Origin of the sequence: Bacillus pumilus (assembly GCF_038738535.1) — a bacterium.
GTDB lineage: Bacteria > Bacillota > Bacilli > Bacillales > Bacillaceae > Bacillus.
Map to the genome: position 1 here is coordinate 2,468,698 of NZ_CP046128.1, position 18,008 is coordinate 2,486,705.

Here is an 18,008-nt window from a genome sequence, read left to right on the forward strand (position 1 = left end):
TGAAATAAACGAATGAAGCGTTTACAATCAAACTCGCCGGATTCAATGAATGAAATGCAGAAAACGAGTATTGAAATACAAACAAAAAAAGCCGTCCTACTCTAGCAGGAGCGACTTCTTAAGTTCTTTGGCATATGTACGGCTGACAGGAATGATCGACCCGTCTGTCATATGCAGGTTATACGTCGAATTAAACCATGGCTGTACTTCTTTCATATGAGAGGTGTTCACGATATAGCTTCGATGAACCCTCATAAAGTAAGCCTCAGGCAGTTTCTTTTCAATGACCACAAGCGGTTCTGTGACCTCATACATGTGATCCTTTGTTTTCACGACCTTTTTCCCCTCACTGAGCCCTACATACATGATCTCTTCAACTTGCAGGATGACAATTGAGTCATCGACTGAGATGGCTAATTTTTGCTGATGGGGTATTTTCTCATCTGACAGCTGATGGTCATGCATCTCAACAGATTTCCACTTTTTAAACTTTTGGATCGTTTGCAAAAGCCGCTCTTCATCAAATGGTTTCGTTAAGTAATCAAGCGCACTTACCTCAAACGCCTTCAGCGCATATTGATCAAAGGCTGTCGCAAATACGATCGCTGGTGGATCAGACATCCGGTTGAGCCTTTTGGCAATATCAAATCCATTTTCACCTGATAAATCAATGTCTAAAAAGAGCAGGTCCGGCTTATGATCCACCATCCGGTCAAAAGCAGATTCTATATTTTCTGCTTCCTCTATTTGAACATCCTCTTTCGTTCTGCGTAATAAATATTTTAATTCGTCTCTTGCTAACACTTCATCATCTACGATTAATACGTTTATCAACGAAAATCATCCTTTTTTACATAGTCCATTGGAATGCGAAATGAGATGTCAGTGCCTTGGCCGCTATGAATGGCTAGAGCGGCTTGTCTGCCAAAAATCCCTCTTAACCGCTGATCTAAATTAAAAAGAGCCGTACCTGTTCCTTCTTTGGATTCAACAGGCGCTTTTAATAGCTGAGCCATCTTGTCATTCTCGATTCCTTGTCCATTATCCGTCACTTTCATATAAACATGCCCATCTTTCATCAAAGCAGAAACGACGACTTCACAACTCGTTTGATGTTTAGGAAAAGCGTGTCTCACTGCGTTTTCAACAAGCACCTGAAGCACAAATGGAGGAATCATCACCTGCTCCAGCTCCTTTTCAATTTGAAAGGCCACATGGTATTTATTTGGAAACCTCGCTTGTTCAAGCGACAAATATGCTTCTACATGCTGAATTTCTTTATGCAGCGGAATCAGCAGCTGGCGGGCGCCTTGCAAATTAGACCGGAAATAAATACTCAGCTGCAGCAGCAGCTTCCTTGCCATCTCTACATTCGTTCTGCACAAAACAGAGATGGTATTAATGGCGTTAAATAAAAAGTGCGGATTCACTTGCGCTTGAAGCGCTTTGATCTCTGCATCTTTTAGCAGGCGGCTTTGGGTTTCTGCCTCTCCAAGTTCAAGCTGTGTGGAGAACAGCATCGCCAAGCCTTCTGCAAGCTCCTCTTCCACCCTGCTTAATCCGACCGGAGAATTGAAATACATTTTTAACGTTCCGATCGTTTGACCATTGGAGGTGAGGGGCAGCACAATCGCTGCTTGAAGCGGGCAATGAGTGACTGAACAATTGATTTCGTCTTTCGAATGCGCCTTCATAATTTTGCCGCTCAACAATACTTGTTTCGACAGTCCTGTAATCAGGCTTTTCGATGGAATATGATGATCCGTCCCGTCTCCGACATGAGCTAAAATCTTTTCTGTATCTGTTAAGGAAACCGCATCTGTTTCTGTTAGTCGATGAATGATCTCCGCCACACTTTTACAGGACTGTTCATTTAAGCCTTGCCGGAAAAAAGGCAGCGTTTGATCGGCGATCGAAAATACACGGTGTGTCTGCATCGCCTTTGCCTGCTCTTCTTGCCGAATGACTGACTGTAAAATCGATAAAAAGATAAAGCTGCCAATTCCATTCACAAAAATCATCGGCAAGGCAATGATACTCACAAGCCCCCAAGCATCAGCCAATGGCCTTGCAAATAGAAGGATAATAATCATCTGCAAGGATTCCATTGCCACACCAAAAAGTGCGGCTTGGCGAGGTGTCACCATTCGATTCTTCCGTTTAAATCTGCTGCCGACATAGCCTGCAATCACACCGGCTAAAATCGAAGAAATCGCACAGCTGAGTGCCGTGCTCCCTCCGAGTGAATAGCGATGAATTCCAGCTAAAAGCCCTGCACCAATGCCAACAAACGGCCCTCCTATCAATCCGCCCATTTCGATCCCCATGATTCTCGTATTGGCGATCGAGCTTGATGAGCCAAGATGATAGGAAAACTCATGATTCATGACCATCTGCTGCTGGATTTCAATTCCTGTGTAATTGCTGATAATACTAAAAGAAGCAAAAATAAAGACAAGGACCGCCTTTTTTCGAAACCCTTCATTATGAAGCAATAGATTGCGAAAGCCCTTCACATGGGCAAGCACAAACCCTAAAATAACGATGATCCCCACACGCTCGATCATCATAATAATTAAATGAAGCAAACCGGCCACCTCAATTGATGTATGTATTATTTACTGTCTTTCTATTCTATCATGTGCGGTCAATGTTCAATTATCTCTCAAATCTTTTCTTTATTGCCCTCATCTTCTATTGTAAAATGAACATGAGCCGTCACTTGCAATTGAAGGTAACACATACATAACAAGGGAGAAGATCATGAAAGCCGTATTTTTCGATTTAGATGATACTTTGCTTTGGGATGAAAAAAGCATTCACACAACTTTTCAGGAAACATGCCGCGAAGCGGAAAAGAAATATGGACTGAATCCAGCAACATTTGAACAGATTGTACGTGAAGAAGCAAGAAAGCTGTACTCTTCCTATGAAACATATGATTATACTGTCATGATCGGAATTAATCCTTTCGAAGGACTGTGGTCAAATTTTAGTGAACCGATTAGCGAAGGCTTTCAAAAGCTGAATGCCCTTGCACCAGAGTATCGCAAGAACGCTTGGACAAATGGCTTAAAAGAAGCAGGAATTGACGATGAGGCATTTGGACAATATTTGGCTGATTTCTTTGCAGCCGAGCGGAGAAAACGTCCATTTGTCTATGAAGAAACGTACCCTGTTTTAGACCGCCTGAAAGGCAGCTATGAATTGCTCCTTTTAACAAACGGAGATCCTAGTCTTCAAAAGGAAAAACTGGCAGGTGTTCCTGAGCTTGCACCTTATTTTAATGAAATTGTGATTTCAGGAGATTACGGGAAAGGCAAACCTGACCCTGGCATCTTTGAGCACTGCCTTCAGCTGTTAAATCTAACAAAAGACGATGTGATCATGGTTGGAGACAATCCAAAAACAGATATTCTTGGGGCATCTCGCGTTGGTATTCAAACCGTTTGGATCAATCGACATGGCAAGAAAAATGAAACAGATGTAACGCCAGATTATGAAATCAAAGACTTACATGAATTGTTTGATATATTAAAATAGAACAAAAGAGAAAACACCCTTCTCCTGACGAGTTTGGGTGTTTTTGTGTTTTCAAACTACACAATGGCGGCTAGACTTTGCGCTTGCTTGTCTAAGCTGCGGGCTGCTTCTCCTAACTACATTCATAAATTCCTCGCTTGCCTGCTTTACAAGATCGCGATTTGTAAACACCGTTGTCTTGGCCCGGCTCGTTCCGCTGCTGACCATACTTTCGTACTTTCCAAACGTATCATTCAAGAAACTGGATCACCAGTGGGAAATTTTTCCCCATAAGAAAAAGCCAATGATCTCAAGAGAAAGATCACTGACTGCTTCATTGGAAGTATTATTTTTTCGCTTCTGCTACTGCATGTTTCACAAAGGCTTCAAGATCCATTGTTTCTGAATCTTGCTCTCCGTATTTTCTTACATTGACAGCGCCATTTTCTGCTTCTTGATCTCCGACGACTAGCATGTACGGGATCTTTTGCATTTGCGCTTCTCTAATTTTGTATCCAATCTTTTCATCACGGCTGTCAAGCTCTACACGAAGGCCTTCAAGCTGCAAACGTTCTTGCACTTTTTTCGCATAGTCTAAATGGACAGACGGTGAAACCGGGATGACTTGGAATTGTACAGGTGCCAGCCATGTTGGAAGGGCTCCTTTGTATTCTTCAATTAAGAAGGCAACAAAGCGCTCCATTGTAGAGACAACACCTCTATGAATCACGACCGGACGATGATGCTTGCCATCTTCTCCGATATAGGTGAGATCGAAACGCTCTGGTAGTAAGAAGTCAAGCTGTACAGTAGACAATGTCTCTTCTTTTCCAAGAGCTGTCTTGACCTGTACATCAAGCTTCGGACCATAAAATGCCGCTTCTCCTTCTGCTTCATAATAATCATGACCAAGCTCGTCCATTGCATCCTTTAGCATCGATTGCGCTTTATTCCACATCGCATCATCGTCGAAATACTTCTCAGTATCTTCTGGATCACGGTAAGATAAGCGGAATGTGTAGTCATTCAAGCCAAAGTCTTGATACACTTCTTCAATTAAGCGAACTGTACGAATGAACTCTTCTTTGATTTGATCTGGACGAACAAAGATATGTGCATCGTTTAATGTCATCCCGCGAACACGCTGAAGGCCGGATAAAGCACCTGACATTTCATAGCGGTGCATTGTACCAAGCTCTGCAATACGAATTGGCAATTCACGATAGCTATGCGGCTCGTTTTTGTAAATCATCATATGGTGCGGACAGTTCATAGGACGAAGAACAAGATCTTCGTTATCCATTTCCATCACTGGGAACATGTCTTCTTGATAATGCGCCCAGTGCCCTGAAGTTTTATACAATTCGACATTCGCAAGAACTGGTGTATACACATGCTCATAACCAAGACGTACTTCTTTATCGACAATGTAACGCTCAATAACACGGCGGATCGTTGCGCCTTTTGGCAGCCAAAGCGGTAGACCTTGACCTACCTTTTGAGAGTTCGCAAACAGTTTCAGCTCTTTTCCTAGTTTACGGTGATCGCGTTCTTTCGCTTCTTCAAGCAGGCGTAAGTGCTCATTTAAATCTTCTTTGCTGAAGAAAGCTGTACCGTAAATACGCTGAAGCATTTGATTGTTGCTGTCACCTCTCCAGTATGCACCTGCAAGGCTTAACAGCTTAAACTCTTTGATTTTCCCTGTTGATGGCAAGTGAATGCCGCGGCAGAGGTCAAAGAATTCACCCTGCTCATAAATCGTCACGGCTTCACCTTCTGGAATCGCCTCTAACAGCTCAAGCTTCAATTGATCACCAATCGCTTCAAAGCGTTTTTTCGCTTCTTCTCTTGTTACTTCAATTCGCTCAATTGGCAAATTGCTGTTAATGATTTTTTTCATTTCTTTTTCAATCTTAGGTAAGTCTTCAGGTGTGATGGCAACATCGATGTCGACATCATAGTAGAAACCATTTTCGATCACAGGACCTACGCCAAACTGGACATGATGCTCTTTTCCATAAAGACGTTTGATCGCCTGTGCTAGCAAATGTGCTGTGCTGTGGCGCATAATGTCGAGTGCTTCTTCACTTTTATCTGTGATGATCTCGATTGTTCCACTTTCTAATAGCGGCGTACGCAGATCTATTTCTTTGCCGTTCAATTTACCGGCAAGCGCTTTTTTCTTTAGGCCCGGGCTAATTGATGCCGCGATGTCTTCTGTTGTAGCTGTTTTGTCAAACTCCTTGACTGCTCCATCTGGAAATGTAAGTTGAATTTGTTCTGACATCTCTGGTCACTCCTTTTTTTGGCAATATAAAAACCCCGCCCCCTGGAAAGGGACGAGGTTGAATAAACGGAATCGTGGTTCCACCCTTTTTCCCGTATTTGCAGCTTACGTTTTCATAAGCAAACACGGCTTGTGGTTCGATAACGGGAATTCCCGTCAGCCATTACTAAAAAGTTCACAGCTGATGTTCAAAGGTGGTAAAGCAAATGGACCTCTGCTAGGAAGCTTTCAGCCGCGGCTTCCCTCTCTTTAAGCGGGTGTTCATTTGTTCATGTCCTTATCAATACGGTCTCTGTATGAAGTTACACCGTATTATAAAACGTTTTTTCGTGAAAATCAAGAAAGCTTTTCACTTTTCTGTTCCAAATGGTCATGTACAAATTGAACATTCTGTTCTTGAAATGAATGAGCCGGGAATACCTCGACCCTTTCTTGAAAAATATTTTGAATGGTCTGCACCATCGAGTGACCCGTATCATTTGTAAATAGGTCAATCTTTTGCGGCGCTATGGATACGAGTGGTGCAATCAGCTGCGAATCAATATACATTGGATGCTCTCTTACAAACTGTCTGTCTATGTATTGTTTTTGATCACGCTCAGAAGCGTACCGAAATTCCCAAATCATCAGGCGGTCCTGATGCACAACATGTACTTTTTCGAGCTTAGGTTCTCTTGCCATCACATAGTCTCGAAGGGATTGAATGAAGTTTTGATATTCTTGTTCCATTTTGTATTCTTCAATGGAGACTTCAACATAGTTCTTCAGCCTCCTGTCATACTCTGACAGTCTAAATGTCATAAATGAACCAATTGAAAAAATACCTTGCTGTAAAGAAATGGTCTCAAGCTCCTTTGTTAACAGGGCTTCTCTTGACGGTTCTTGATGAATGCCGGGAATATCATCTAAATCCCCGTTCATAATACTGTGGGCGATTGAAAGAATTTGGTGCTGCTCTTCAGGATCTTTAAATAAATAGGTGTTTTCAAGGATGCTGCGCATGCGCTCATTTTCTTTGCATTCCAAAAAAAAGTGAACCAGTAATGGCCGCACAATGGGCTCAAGTCCTTCTTCTGATTCCTTCGCCTCTATGAGAAGCCGGTCTTTCCCTTGTTGAATTGACATGTGATGCCGACTGTCCAAGTGTTCAGCAAGATGTAAAAAAGCGGCGGTATCATATTCATCTTCAAAGATTATTTCAAGCATGTTTGTCCCCCCTAACGACATCTGTTACATATATATGGGGAAAACATAAAAAATAGACGCCTAAAATAAATCAGGCATCTTTCTTTTTAAAATGAGCGGAACGGAGATAAAGATCAGATAAATCAAACAAACGATCACTAAGGCGGCATAATTGCCGCTGACAAAGCTTGAGCCAAGGACATTTAATGCAACTGTACCCGGTATTAAGCCTAAAAAAGTAGCTGCCGTGAATGCACGATAATTCGCACGTGAAACTGCTGCCGCATAGCTGACAAAGTCAAAATGGATCGGGGCAATACGCAATAACAAAATATAAAGAAACCCATGCTCCTGAATGCGGGATGTCACCGCTCTCAGCTTCCGGCTGCTTGATTCTCTGCCTTTCTTTTTTGCACGAAAGGTTGTGGCAAGCAGGAAGGAGCCTGTTGCTCCGGCGGTAGCACCAACGAGGGCATAAATCGTCCCAAGAACACTGCCGAATGCTAAACCTGCTGCCAGCGAAAAGACCGTAAGTGGGACGAGAACAAACGGGCGAAAAAGAGATAAGAACAGAAAAACAAAGGGAGCCAGCAGCCCAAATTGAAGCACCCAATTCTTCACATCTTTCGGCGCCAGCTGAAGGTGCTGTTTGTTCAGCCACCAAAGTAAAGCAGCGAGACCTGCAATCACGAGAAAAAGCAGCCATTTTCTTTTGTTCATTTCATTTGCTCCTCCTTCAGGTGATAGACGCTTTTATAAATGACGGCGGTTTTCTCCTTCGAGCAAGACTGCCTCTGCTAAATAAAGAATCCGTTCCATTAAACGAGCGGCTTTGACCTCTTCTTTTTCCCCGCGCTGTGAGTACGTAAAGTGGTGTTTCAGTTCACTTGGTGAGAAATTAGAAGAGAAGAAAGTCGGCAGCTGCTCTGCCATACGGTATTGTAAGATCGTTCCGAGCAGTTCATCTCGAACCCAGCTTGTCATCGACTCTGCCCCAATATCATCAAGCATTAAAATAGGGGTGGATTTGACCATGTTCAGCTTTGCTTCCAGTGTATGATCGGCTAACGAATTTTTTAACTCTCTCACAAATTCAGGCACGTACACTAGGAGAGATGGGTATTCCTTCTCCGCTAGCTGCTGCGCAATGGCTGCCAGAATATACGTTTTTCCTACTCCAAACTTTCCGTGTAAATATAAACCCTTCCCTTTGCCCGTCTCATCATAGCTTTGCAGGAATTGACCTACTTTTTGAATGACTTCCTGTCTTCCCACAACGTTCAGATCAGTGAACGTCGCTTGAAGAACATTTTGCGGAATGTACATGCTTTTCATAAGCTCTTGCTGTTTTTTCTGTCTATCGAGCCGCAGCTTGACTGGGCAGGGGGAATATTCAATATCAATACTCTGACCTTTGATCACAAGCTTCGGGTGATACCCGTCTAAAATCGCATTGACGTTCTCTTCATCTAAGCAATATGAACAACCCTTCGACTGCTGCACATATTCAAAAAGCCGGTTCAAACTACGATTGATCATGTCTTCGTGTATTTCTTCTTGATGCTCCTGTAAAAAGGCTCTTACATCTTCATCAGATAACACACTCTCTTTAATCTGATTGTATCTCACACGAAAATCTACTCGTCCTTTTAACTGTTCAAATGAACGACCGATCGGTTTCATCCCCATCTCACCTCACCTTAATGTGCATTGTACTTTTTCATATTTTTAAACTGATCTAACAGTTTTTCTTTTTCTCGTTCGAGGTCTTCTGTCGACAGACTGTCTAATTGTTCTTTTGCCGGCTGTTCTTTCGTTTCAGTTTCTTTCATCCAGTCAGGAAGCTTCTCTTCTCGGACAACTTTCCCTGATCCATATGTGCTGCGCTGCTTTTTCTGCTGCGCCCACTCTGTCATTTGCTTGTTCTCTTCTTTGGCAATTTTCATGGCTGCCGCTACGGTTTTAATTTTCTTTCTCACCCAATGAGCGGCGATTTTTTGCATATATGTTTTCGACAGCTTCATATCTGTTTTCAGTAATGTATAGTAGATCAAAACGTTCATGACACCTGGCTCTAGCTGCTGCTCGAGCATAATATCTTCGACAATTCTTAAGTCGGCATACGTTGGCTCAATGCCGTCAGCCATATCTTTTAGCAGCTCCCTAGGCGAAATATGATCGAGCTTTTCAATCAATTTCGCATCTGGCGTATCTGCCACTGGCGCCTTTGAAGCATCTTGACGCAAGTGTCTCGGCTGTTTTTGATCAATGAGTTTTGGCTGCTCGCCTCTGTATTCAATTTGGTACCAGTCTCTTGCGGCTTTTCTCAGCTCTTCTGTTGAGATCATTTGATCCGAACCGCAGGCACCTGCTACAATATTTTGCATTTGAAGCGGGGTGATGCCGTATACAACGGCTAACTTCTTAATGGTTTCTTTCACCTGCTTTGTCAAAGCCTTTCTTGGAATCATCATATCAGACATGCCCGCTAGCAATAGATCGAAATCAAAGGAATCGTCTGAGAGCGGAGCCGGCTGACTCGATCCAACGGTCACATATTCATAGCCCTGATCAAGTGACGACGCCTGATTGATTTCTTCTGTCATCCTTCGTTCACCTGGCTGCAATACGTGAAAGACTTCTTCAAACGACCGCGAGATGTTCTTTGCCTCTGCAGGAACACCTGGATAAGAAAAATAATCACGAAGCTGCTTATATTTTGCTTTCTCTACACGATGGTACAGCAGGACATTCAGCATACCATCCTGGAAAAACTCATCTGGTCTTAGCGGCGGCACAAGCTCATATGTAAACAGTCTGCCTTCTTCCGTTTCCTGTTCATATGTGCGGAGTAAACCAATCGCTTCAAGCTTTAAACGTTCCTCAAAAATATCATTTAAATTCGTTTGCAGCATGACCATGAGCTGCCGATGAGGTGCGGGTTTCCCCCACATACGATTTTGTTCCAGCTCTCCCCACAGCGTCATATATAAGCTGAAAGCGGACATGCCTATAAGCGGCTGATATAAAAGAGTAATGAGCTGTCTATCGATGTCACCGAGCAATGAAGCGCTTTTGACGACATACGGATCGACGGCTAGCACTTCCTTCCAATGCTCTGTCATATGCTGATCCTCCCCATGAATTGCAATTGTTTCTATTGTACACCCTTTTTGCGTTTTACGCTTTACGCAGGAAAAAGAGCGTGAAGAATCTTCAGCTCTTTTTTAGCGTTCTTTCTTTAATAAATCTTTTAATTCATCAATAAAGACGTTGATATCTTTAAACTGCCGGTAAACTGAGGCAAACCTGACGTAAGACACTTCATCAATTTTTGCCAGCTCGTCCATCACCATTTCACCTACAAGCTCGCTTTTCACTTCTGACATGCCTTGATTACGCAGTTCTTTTTCGATATTAAAGCAGACATCCTCCAGCTGCTTTAAAGCAACAGGACGCTTTTCACACGCTTTAATGAGTCCTCTCAGCATCTTTTCGCGGCTGAATTCTTCTCGAATCCCTTCTTTTTTCACCACAATCAGCGGTAATTCTTCTAATTTCTCAAACGTCGTAAAGCGATACTGGCAGCTTTCGCACTCTCTTCTACGACGGATGGATTTCCCTTCATCTACTGGTCTTGAATCAAGCACCCTTGTGCCAAGGTGCTGACATGTGGGACATTTCATTTCATCAGCTCCGATCTATTCTTGGAAGTTGTTTGTCTAGTTCATCATAAAGAGACAAAACGGCCTTCTGACTATAACCAAAATCTGTTGGCAGGACCGTTTCTGTTGTCACATTAAAATCGACAGCTGTTTCAAAAGGACGAATTGAAATGACAGTCGCTACGAGAAAGGCTTTTTTCGGCATTCTGATGTTTGCGCTGATTTCACCTCGTTCTGCTGAAACAGATGTCACTTGATAGGAATCGTTTCGGGAAAGCATGGCTTCCACCGCTTGAAAAACTTGTGCATTCGTCGTTTTGTAGTAATGGCTTTTCAGTTCTGACACTGGATGCTCGTCAGATGTTTCTGTATGGTTTGACATGAACCGTTTGAACTTTTGTCCTAAAGTCATATACGTATCCCCTTTGCCATAATGCCTCTTCTTTATTTTATAAAAAAAACCTTTGTTTTCCTAGAACAAAAGTATAGACAAGTTGGGGAATGTTGGATTTTGTATATCAAACAAATATAAAAAGGAGCATAACACAAAGGCATTTCAATGCTTTTGGCCAGCTCCCATTGCAATCTTTTTTATGTTTACAGTGCTTTGGCTTGTGCCTGTTTCACTTGTACAGGTCCCATGCCTCGAGGAATTTCGATGTTTTCTCTTGTTTCGGCACCTAATTCATCTCCGATATGATCTGCTGCGATATTCGGATCTAGGTCGCCGCAAGTATAAACATCTATGCTCGCATAACCATGTTCAGGAAAGCTGTGAATTGTCAGATGAGATTCAGAAATAATGACAACTCCACTTACTCCTTGAGGTGCAAATTTGTGAAAAGCAACCTCTCTTACTTCAGCTCCTGATTTCAAAGCTGCGTTTACAAACGTTTTTTCAATAAAATCCATGTCGTTCAGTTTATCACAGTCGCATCCCCATAGCTCGGAGATAACGTGACGTCCGATTGTTTCCATCATGGACCCCCCTTAAACAAGAATGAAAGAGTGAAGTTCTAAGCAGCCGGACCGGACATATACCACGGGGGAAAGTTAGTCCAAAGAGGTCCTAACCCTTTAAGTATACCCGAATGAGTCTGCGAACAAGAAGTTCACGAAAAATAGTATACTTTGTTTAGACCCATTTTGCAAGCTGTGTTTTTAGTGGGATTTTCTCTCATTTCTTGAAAAGGGACGTTCGTCTTCTTCATTTCAAACAGCAGAAAGCTCTTTCATCTGCGAACCGACAAACTTCACAAGATCCACCACTCTGCATGAATAACCCCATTCATTGTCATACCATGCAAGAACTTTTACTTTTCTATCCTCCATCACCATCGTTGTCAGTCCATCCACGACAGCTGAATAAGGGTTCGTGTTAAAGTCTGTAGAAACAAGCGGCTCATCCGTGTAATCTAAAATACCGGATAGAGAAGTTTTTGATGCATTTGAGAAGGCTGCATTTACTTCTTCTGCTGTGACATCTTTTTTCAAGTCGACGACAAGATCAACCATCGATACATTGGAAACTGGCACGCGCAGTGCAAGTCCATGCAATTTCCCTTTCATGTGCGGCAGCACTAAAGAAAGCGCTTTAGCGGCACCCGTCGTAGTTGGAATGATGGACTGGGCACACGCTCTTGCCCGGCGCAAATCCTTATGCGGGTTGTCGATATTTTTTTGATCATTTGTATACGCATGAACCGTTGTCATTAAGCCGTTGTCGATGCCGAATTCATCATCTAACAATTTAACAACTGGTGCTAAACAGTTTGTTGTACAAGATGCGTTTGAAATAATGACGTGCTTTTCAGGATCAAGATCATCTTCATTGACACCCATCACAATTGTAATGTCTTCATTTTTACCTGGAGCTGTGAGTATGACCTTTTTCGCTCCGGCATCTATATGGCCCATCGCTTGTTCTTTTGAATTAAATTTCCCTGTTGCTTCTATGACGATATCAATCCCAAGCTCTCCCCATGGAAGCTGCTTTGGGTCTCTGTCATTGAGCAAAAGCACTCTTTTCCCATTTACAATCAGTGCGTCATCTTCTGCTGTCACATCGCATTCGTAACGTCCATGATTTGTGTCATATTTAATTAAATGTGCTAGCGTTTCGGCAGGATAGCTTGCGTTCACCGCTACAATTTGAATTTGATCATCAAGCATTGCTTTTCTGAAGACCATGCGTCCAATTCTGCCAAACCCATTGATCGCTGCTTTTACCTTCATGAACAGGTCACTCCTCTATTATGTGTTATACTCAATAAATTTATTTATGAAATTAGTATATCACATTAGAATGTAATTGCCAGTATATAAACGTATATTTTCTAAAAAGGGCTGTTCTTTTCAAAGGAAATAAGAATAAAGCATAAAAAAAGAAGAGTACGTGTATGTACTCTTACTTATCTGTATGTTCCCATTCATTTAATATGTTCTGCAATTGCTTTCTGATAAAAGCGAGATCTTGTGTGTTTTCTATCACGCGGTCTGCTTTTTTACATTTCTCTCCAAGGGGCTGCTGAGAGTGAATCCGATTCAGCGCTTCTTCCTCACTGAGGTCGTTTCGATTCATGAGTCGTGATAGCTGCAATTCAGGTGTTGTATACACCACAATGATCCGGTCGACAAGACTTTCCAGCTGACTTTCAAATAAAAGCGGGATATCAAGGACAACGAATGTTTCTTGGCTGTTGATCCCTTCATCTCGCTGCCTGAGCATTTCCTTTCGCACTTCTGGATGAACGATCGCATTCAGCTGCTTTCGTTTCTCTTCATTAGAAAAAATAATGGCTCCCAGCTCCTGCCGGTTCAGCTCTCCATTTGGCAGGAGGACACCCTCACCAAAGGTTTGAACGATATGATGAAGGGCGGATGTTCCTTTGGAGACCGCTTCTTTTGCAATCACATCTGCGTCCACAACCCGAATGCCCTGCTCTTTTATCATCTGCGAGACTGTGCTTTTTCCGCTAGCAATCCCGCCTGTTAATCCAATGACAAGCGTCAATTGATTTCCTCCTTTTACAGCTTCCAAACCCCAATTAATATGAGCAGAAGCCCTGGTAAGCATGCGAGTTTATTGATCCAGCGCCAATTTGCCAAGTAATGACCGGCACGCAGCCCGATACACACAAAAAGTGAGCTCATCACTGCCACCGTGATACTCATAACAATTGGAGAAAAGCCAAGAATCGCTGCGCCAATCCCTGCGCCAAATGCATCAATGGATAAAGCAATTCCAAGAAGTACCGCTTCCATTCCATTAATCGTCCCAGATCGGTCAATATCTGCACTTGTCGGCTTTCTTAAAATGTGAATGACAAGCCCAAGCGATTGTACTTCCACATTGAGCAATGTCTTTTCATGAAGAAGCAAATCACGCTCTTTCGCTGGTTTGTAAAATTGATACAGGACCCAAAGGCCAATGGCAATTAAAATGCCTCCCCCCAGTTTATCGGTCACTGAGACAGGGAGAAATGTCGTCAGCAGGCTGCCAATCAGCATAGAAATGAGCAGCACAATCCCTGAGCAGCATGCAATAATGACGATGGCTTTAAATGGGATCCTCATTTTGCGAAGCCCATACGTAAAGCCTACAGAAAAGCTGTCGATGCTGACTGCAATAGCTAAAAACAGGAGCGAAATCGAAATCATACCTGAACTCTTCCTTTCTGTTCATGCAACGATGATCAAGAGTCTCTAGGCGTCCTTAGACTCTTCTTCACTATATGAAGAGCAGGTGGGCTGTGTGTCAGTCTACACCTTGCTGAAAAATGAATGTTTTTTATCGTATGCATAGCAAAAAGGAAGCATGCTCATGGCTAAACTTTATTGAGGACGTTTTTGGCAGGTCACACAAAAGTGCGTGCCGCGCCCTCCGACCACTGTTTTCTCGATGATGCTTCCGCATGTTTGGCAAGGCTCTCCCCGCCGGTCATATACAAGAAGCTGCAGCTGAAATGTTCCAATATCTCCTTGTGAGTTGATATAAGAACGAATCGTGCTTCCTCCCGCATCTACCGCTACTTGAAGCGTATCGATGATCTGTTTGTGAAGCACTTTGCAGGATTTCAGGCTGAGCTGATTCGCTTTCGTTTCTGGATGAATACCTGATTTAAACAGGACCTCATCTACGTAAATGTTACCAAGTCCTACGACAATCTTTTGATCAAGCAGTGCTGTTTTAACCACGCGGGTTGTTTTTTTCAATTGCTCCCATAAATACTCAGGAGTGAACTGTTCATCAAATGGTTCATATCCCAGCTGAGAAAGCGGGAGTTCCTTTTCCTCTTCACCCGGCTGAAATAAATGCATCGTGCCAAATTTACGCACATCATGGTACCGAAGCTCAGTACCATCTGTAAACGTAAAGACGACGTGTACGTGTTTATCATAAGGCTCATGCGCTTCATGTACACGGTATTTCCCTTCCATCCTTAAATGGGAGACCATCACATAATGGTCTAAATGAAAGAGGAGGAACTTTCCTCTTCTTTCAATGGTTTGTATGGTTTCTCCTACCATTCTTCTTGCGAACTCTTCCGGCTCCCCAGGACGTTTGATGATGTTTGGCCATTTGATATCGACCGTTTCAATCGTTTTTCCTTCGACTAACCGCTTGAGAGTGCGCCGGACGGTTTCAACTTCTGGTAATTCCGGCATGCTCCTCGCTCCTTTTTCTCTCTATTATTTATTTCGCATCGTACCAAGATGGACCTGAAGCAAAATCAACTTTTAGCGGCACATCAAGCTGAAGTGCGTTTTCCATGACTTCAGGAACAATCTTTTCAAGGATGGCGATTTCTTCTTTCGGCGCTTCGAAGATCAATTCATCGTGCACCTGTAATAAAAGATTTGCCTGCAGGTTTTCTTCTTTGAGCCTTCGCGCCATATCAATCATCGCTTTTTTAATAATATCAGCTGCACTGCCTTGGATCGGTGTGTTCATGGCTGTTCGTTCTGCAAAGCTTTTGATATTAAAATTACGGCTTGTGATATCCGGGATATACCGTCTGCGTTTGAGAAGCGTCGTGACGTAGCCTTTTTGTTTCGCTTCTTGGACGATTTCTTCCATATAGGTTTTCACGCCTTTAAAGCTTGTTAAATAGCGTTCGATAAAAGCGGCTGCTTCTTTTCTTGTGATCCCAAGGTTTTGAGAAAGTCCATAATCGCTGATTCCATATACAATACCGAAGTTTACAGCCTTGGCTTGTCTTCTCATAGCGGAAGTCACTTCTTCTTCTGAGACATGGAACACGTCCATCGCTGTTTTCGTGTGAATGTCCATGTCTTGCGTAAACGCTTCGATCAAATTCTCATCTTGTGAAATATGAGCGAGCACACGCAGCTCGATTTGTGAATAGTCTGCTGCAAACATGAGCCAGCCTTCTTTTGAAGGAACGAATGCTTGACGAATTTTCCGTCCTTCTTCTAAACGAATCGGGATGTTTTGAAGATTCGGATCTGTTGAGCTTAATCTTCCTGTTTGCGTGAGTGCTTGATTAAATCTTGTATGCACTTTATGTGTATCCTTGCGCGTAACTTTCATTAACCCTTCTACATAGGTCGATTGCAGCTTTCCAATTTGTCTGTAGTGCAGAATGGACCGAATGATTTCATGCTTATCTTCAAGCTTTTCAAGCACATCTGCAGACGTCGAGTAGCCTGTTTTTGTCTTCTTGATAATCGGCAGACCTAATTTTTCAAATAGGATGACGCCAAGCTGTTTAGGAGAATTGATGTTAAACGTTTCTCCTGCTAAGCGGTGAATGGTTTCTTCATATTCTTTGAGTTTTTTCGTTAATTCTTCACCCATTTTCTCTAGGCGCTCTATATCTACCTTTACTCCAAGAGATTCCATTTCACCTAAGATGAGAGCAAGTGGCAGCTCTAAATCTTCATACAGTTCGTGCTGATCATTTTTTTCTAATGCTTCAAGTGTTAAATCATGCAAGGCTGAGATCGCCGCTGCTTTTCGTCCAAGATGTTCTTTCAGTTCATCTTCAGGTGGAATCGCCTGCTTTGCTCCTTTTCCGTATACTTTTTCATCAGAAAGAGCGATATTCAGACCATATTCCTTCGCTACACTCGCGACGTCCTCATATGATTTCTGCGGGTTGACGACATAGGAAGCGAGCAGAACATCATTATCGACACCTTTTAGATCGACATCATGCCATCTCAGGGCGACAACTGCTCTTTTTGAATCAAAGACCCATTTTTTCTTTGTTTCATCCTGTACCCATTCTTTAAATGCTTCTGATTGAAGCGCATCTTCTTTCGTGATAAAAAACGCACCATTTTCATTATGGATCGCAAAACCGATCAAATCCGCTTCGTGATAATTATCTCCAAGCTGTTCTACCACAAGGGCTGCATGATCTGTCAGCATGTCGTCCGTTACAGCTGTCATTTTTTTCACTTCTAATGCATCTACTTCGACCTGTTCATCTGTTTCTGGTGCTTCTCCTAGACGCTCTAGCAGCGTTTGAAAGCCCAGTTCTTTATAAAGAGAGATCACTTGATCCATGTGAGGGCCTTCATATGCCAAATCTTTGCTTGACACATCAATAGGTGCTTCTACAAGAATCGTCGCCAGCTCTTTACTCATGACTGCTTGTTCTTTATATTCTTCAAGTTTTTCTTTTAGCTTTTTCCCGCTCACTTCATCAATATGTTCAAGCAGGTTCTCAACTGTTTCAAACTGCTTTAACAATTTAATCGCTGTTTTTTCGCCTACACCTGGGACGCCTGGGATATTATCTGAGGAATCTCCCATCAGCCCTTTCATATCAATGATTTGATCTGGTCGCAGGCCATATTTTTCTTCAATATGAGCAGGTGTGTAATATTCTACTTCTGTGATGCCTTTTTTCGTAATAGCCACTGTCGTATGATCTGTTGAGAGCTGTGTTAAGTCCTTATCTCCTGAGAAGATTTTGACTTCAAAGCCGTCTTTTTCTGCCTCGACAGCCAATGTACCGATAATATCATCTGCTTCATATTGAGGAAGCTCGTACCTTTTCACCTGATAGGCATCTAATAGTTCACGGATGAACGGCATTTGTTCTGATAGCTCTGGCGGAGTTTTTTGTCTTCCGCCTTTATATTCTTTAAATGTCTCGTGGCGGAACGTTGTTTTTCCCGCATCAAATGCGACGAGCATATGGGTAGGCTTCTCGTCCTCCAGCATCTTCATTAAGATCATCGCAAATCCATAAATAGCATTTGTATGTACGCCTTTATCATTTGATAATAGCGGCAAAGCAAAGAAGGCTCGATATGCGAGGCTGTTTCCATCCACTAACACTAATTTCTTTTTGTCTGTCATGTTTTAATCCTCC

At 42.7% G+C, this 18,008-nt stretch carries 16 protein-coding genes, 1 pseudogene and 1 other annotated feature; of the genes and pseudogenes, 1 reads left to right on the forward strand and 16 read right to left on the reverse strand.

From position 1 onward, the window contains the following. Positions 1 to 96 precede the first annotated feature (96 nt). Together GKC25_RS12540 and GKC25_RS12545 are read right to left on the reverse strand one after the other, a co-directional pair. Positions 97 to 834, reverse strand: coding sequence for a LytR/AlgR family response regulator transcription factor (locus tag GKC25_RS12540; RefSeq protein ID WP_095285554.1), 738 nt, complete (start codon positions 832 to 834; stop codon positions 97 to 99). Then, complete coding sequence (locus GKC25_RS12545) at positions 831 to 2,588, reverse strand: sensor histidine kinase (protein WP_095285555.1); 1,758 nt, start codon at positions 2,586 to 2,588, stop codon at positions 831 to 833. Before GKC25_RS12545 ends, GKC25_RS12540 begins: the two co-directional genes overlap by 4 nt. 175 nt (positions 2,589 to 2,763) lie before the next feature. On the opposite strand from GKC25_RS12545, the gene GKC25_RS12550 reads away from it, so the two are divergent. Further along, entirely contained in the window at positions 2,764 to 3,543 is a 780-nt protein-coding gene (locus GKC25_RS12550) for an HAD family hydrolase (protein ID WP_034661814.1), read from the forward strand. A gap of 56 nt (positions 3,544 to 3,599) precedes the next feature. Here the strand turns inward: GKC25_RS12550 and GKC25_RS12555 are convergent. The 14 genes and pseudogenes from GKC25_RS12555 to polA form a co-directional block, all read right to left on the reverse strand. After that, positions 3,600 to 3,747: pseudogene (locus tag GKC25_RS12555) on the reverse strand (methyl-accepting chemotaxis protein); the annotation flags it as partial. A gap of 121 nt (positions 3,748 to 3,868) precedes the next feature. Further along, a complete protein-coding gene (gene thrS, locus GKC25_RS12560; RefSeq protein ID WP_034661816.1) occupies positions 3,869 to 5,809 on the reverse strand; it encodes a threonine--tRNA ligase in 1,941 nt (646 codons plus the stop codon). Positions 5,810 to 5,854: 45 nt separating this feature from the next. After that, positions 5,855 to 6,102 (reverse strand) — a binding site (T-box leader). 43 nt (positions 6,103 to 6,145) lie between these two features. Further along, complete coding sequence (gene ytxC / locus GKC25_RS12565; protein ID WP_034661819.1) at positions 6,146 to 7,015, reverse strand: putative sporulation protein YtxC; 870 nt, start codon at positions 7,013 to 7,015, stop codon at positions 6,146 to 6,148. 60 nt (positions 7,016 to 7,075) lie between these two features. Next, entirely contained in the window at positions 7,076 to 7,714 is a 639-nt protein-coding gene (locus GKC25_RS12570; RefSeq protein ID WP_034661822.1) for a TVP38/TMEM64 family protein, read from the reverse strand. A gap of 33 nt (positions 7,715 to 7,747) precedes the next feature. Then, the gene (dnaI, locus tag GKC25_RS12575) at positions 7,748 to 8,677 is read right to left on the reverse strand and encodes a primosomal protein DnaI (RefSeq protein ID WP_034662053.1); all 930 of its coding nucleotides are present in this window, start codon (positions 8,675 to 8,677) and stop codon (positions 7,748 to 7,750) included. A 17-nt stretch (positions 8,678 to 8,694) separates the two neighbouring features. Continuing rightward, on the reverse strand, positions 8,695 to 10,119 hold the full coding sequence (locus GKC25_RS12580; RefSeq protein WP_187704007.1) for a replication initiation and membrane attachment family protein: 1,425 nt from the start codon (positions 10,117 to 10,119) through the stop codon (positions 8,695 to 8,697). A gap of 102 nt (positions 10,120 to 10,221) precedes the next feature. Continuing rightward, positions 10,222 to 10,680 (reverse strand): transcriptional regulator NrdR, encoded by a 459-nt coding sequence (gene nrdR, locus GKC25_RS12585; protein WP_003216720.1) that lies wholly within the window; start codon positions 10,678 to 10,680, stop codon positions 10,222 to 10,224. 4 nt (positions 10,681 to 10,684) lie between these two features. Then, positions 10,685 to 11,071, reverse strand: coding sequence for a hypothetical protein (locus GKC25_RS12590; protein ID WP_034661829.1), 387 nt, complete (start codon positions 11,069 to 11,071; stop codon positions 10,685 to 10,687). 185 nt (positions 11,072 to 11,256) lie between these two features. Continuing rightward, on the reverse strand, positions 11,257 to 11,637 hold the full coding sequence (speD, locus tag GKC25_RS12595) for an adenosylmethionine decarboxylase (RefSeq protein ID WP_003216492.1): 381 nt from the start codon (positions 11,635 to 11,637) through the stop codon (positions 11,257 to 11,259). A 234-nt stretch (positions 11,638 to 11,871) separates the two neighbouring features. Beyond that, complete coding sequence (locus tag GKC25_RS12600; protein ID WP_034661831.1) at positions 11,872 to 12,894, reverse strand: glyceraldehyde-3-phosphate dehydrogenase; 1,023 nt, start codon at positions 12,892 to 12,894, stop codon at positions 11,872 to 11,874. 172 nt (positions 12,895 to 13,066) lie between these two features. Beyond that, entirely contained in the window at positions 13,067 to 13,672 is a 606-nt protein-coding gene (gene coaE / locus GKC25_RS12605) for a dephospho-CoA kinase (RefSeq protein WP_106038058.1), read from the reverse strand. A gap of 14 nt (positions 13,673 to 13,686) precedes the next feature. Beyond that, entirely contained in the window at positions 13,687 to 14,319 is a 633-nt protein-coding gene (gene ytaF, locus GKC25_RS12610) for a sporulation membrane protein YtaF (RefSeq protein ID WP_034661833.1), read from the reverse strand. 174 nt (positions 14,320 to 14,493) lie between these two features. Then, positions 14,494 to 15,327, reverse strand: coding sequence for a DNA-formamidopyrimidine glycosylase (mutM, locus tag GKC25_RS12615; protein WP_034661834.1), 834 nt, complete (start codon positions 15,325 to 15,327; stop codon positions 14,494 to 14,496). Positions 15,328 to 15,355: 28 nt separating this feature from the next. Then, positions 15,356 to 17,995: a DNA polymerase I gene (polA, locus tag GKC25_RS12620; protein WP_060596979.1), complete on the reverse strand. Its 2,640-nt coding sequence runs from the start codon at positions 17,993 to 17,995 to the stop codon at positions 15,356 to 15,358. Positions 17,996 to 18,008: the final 13 nt, after the last annotated feature.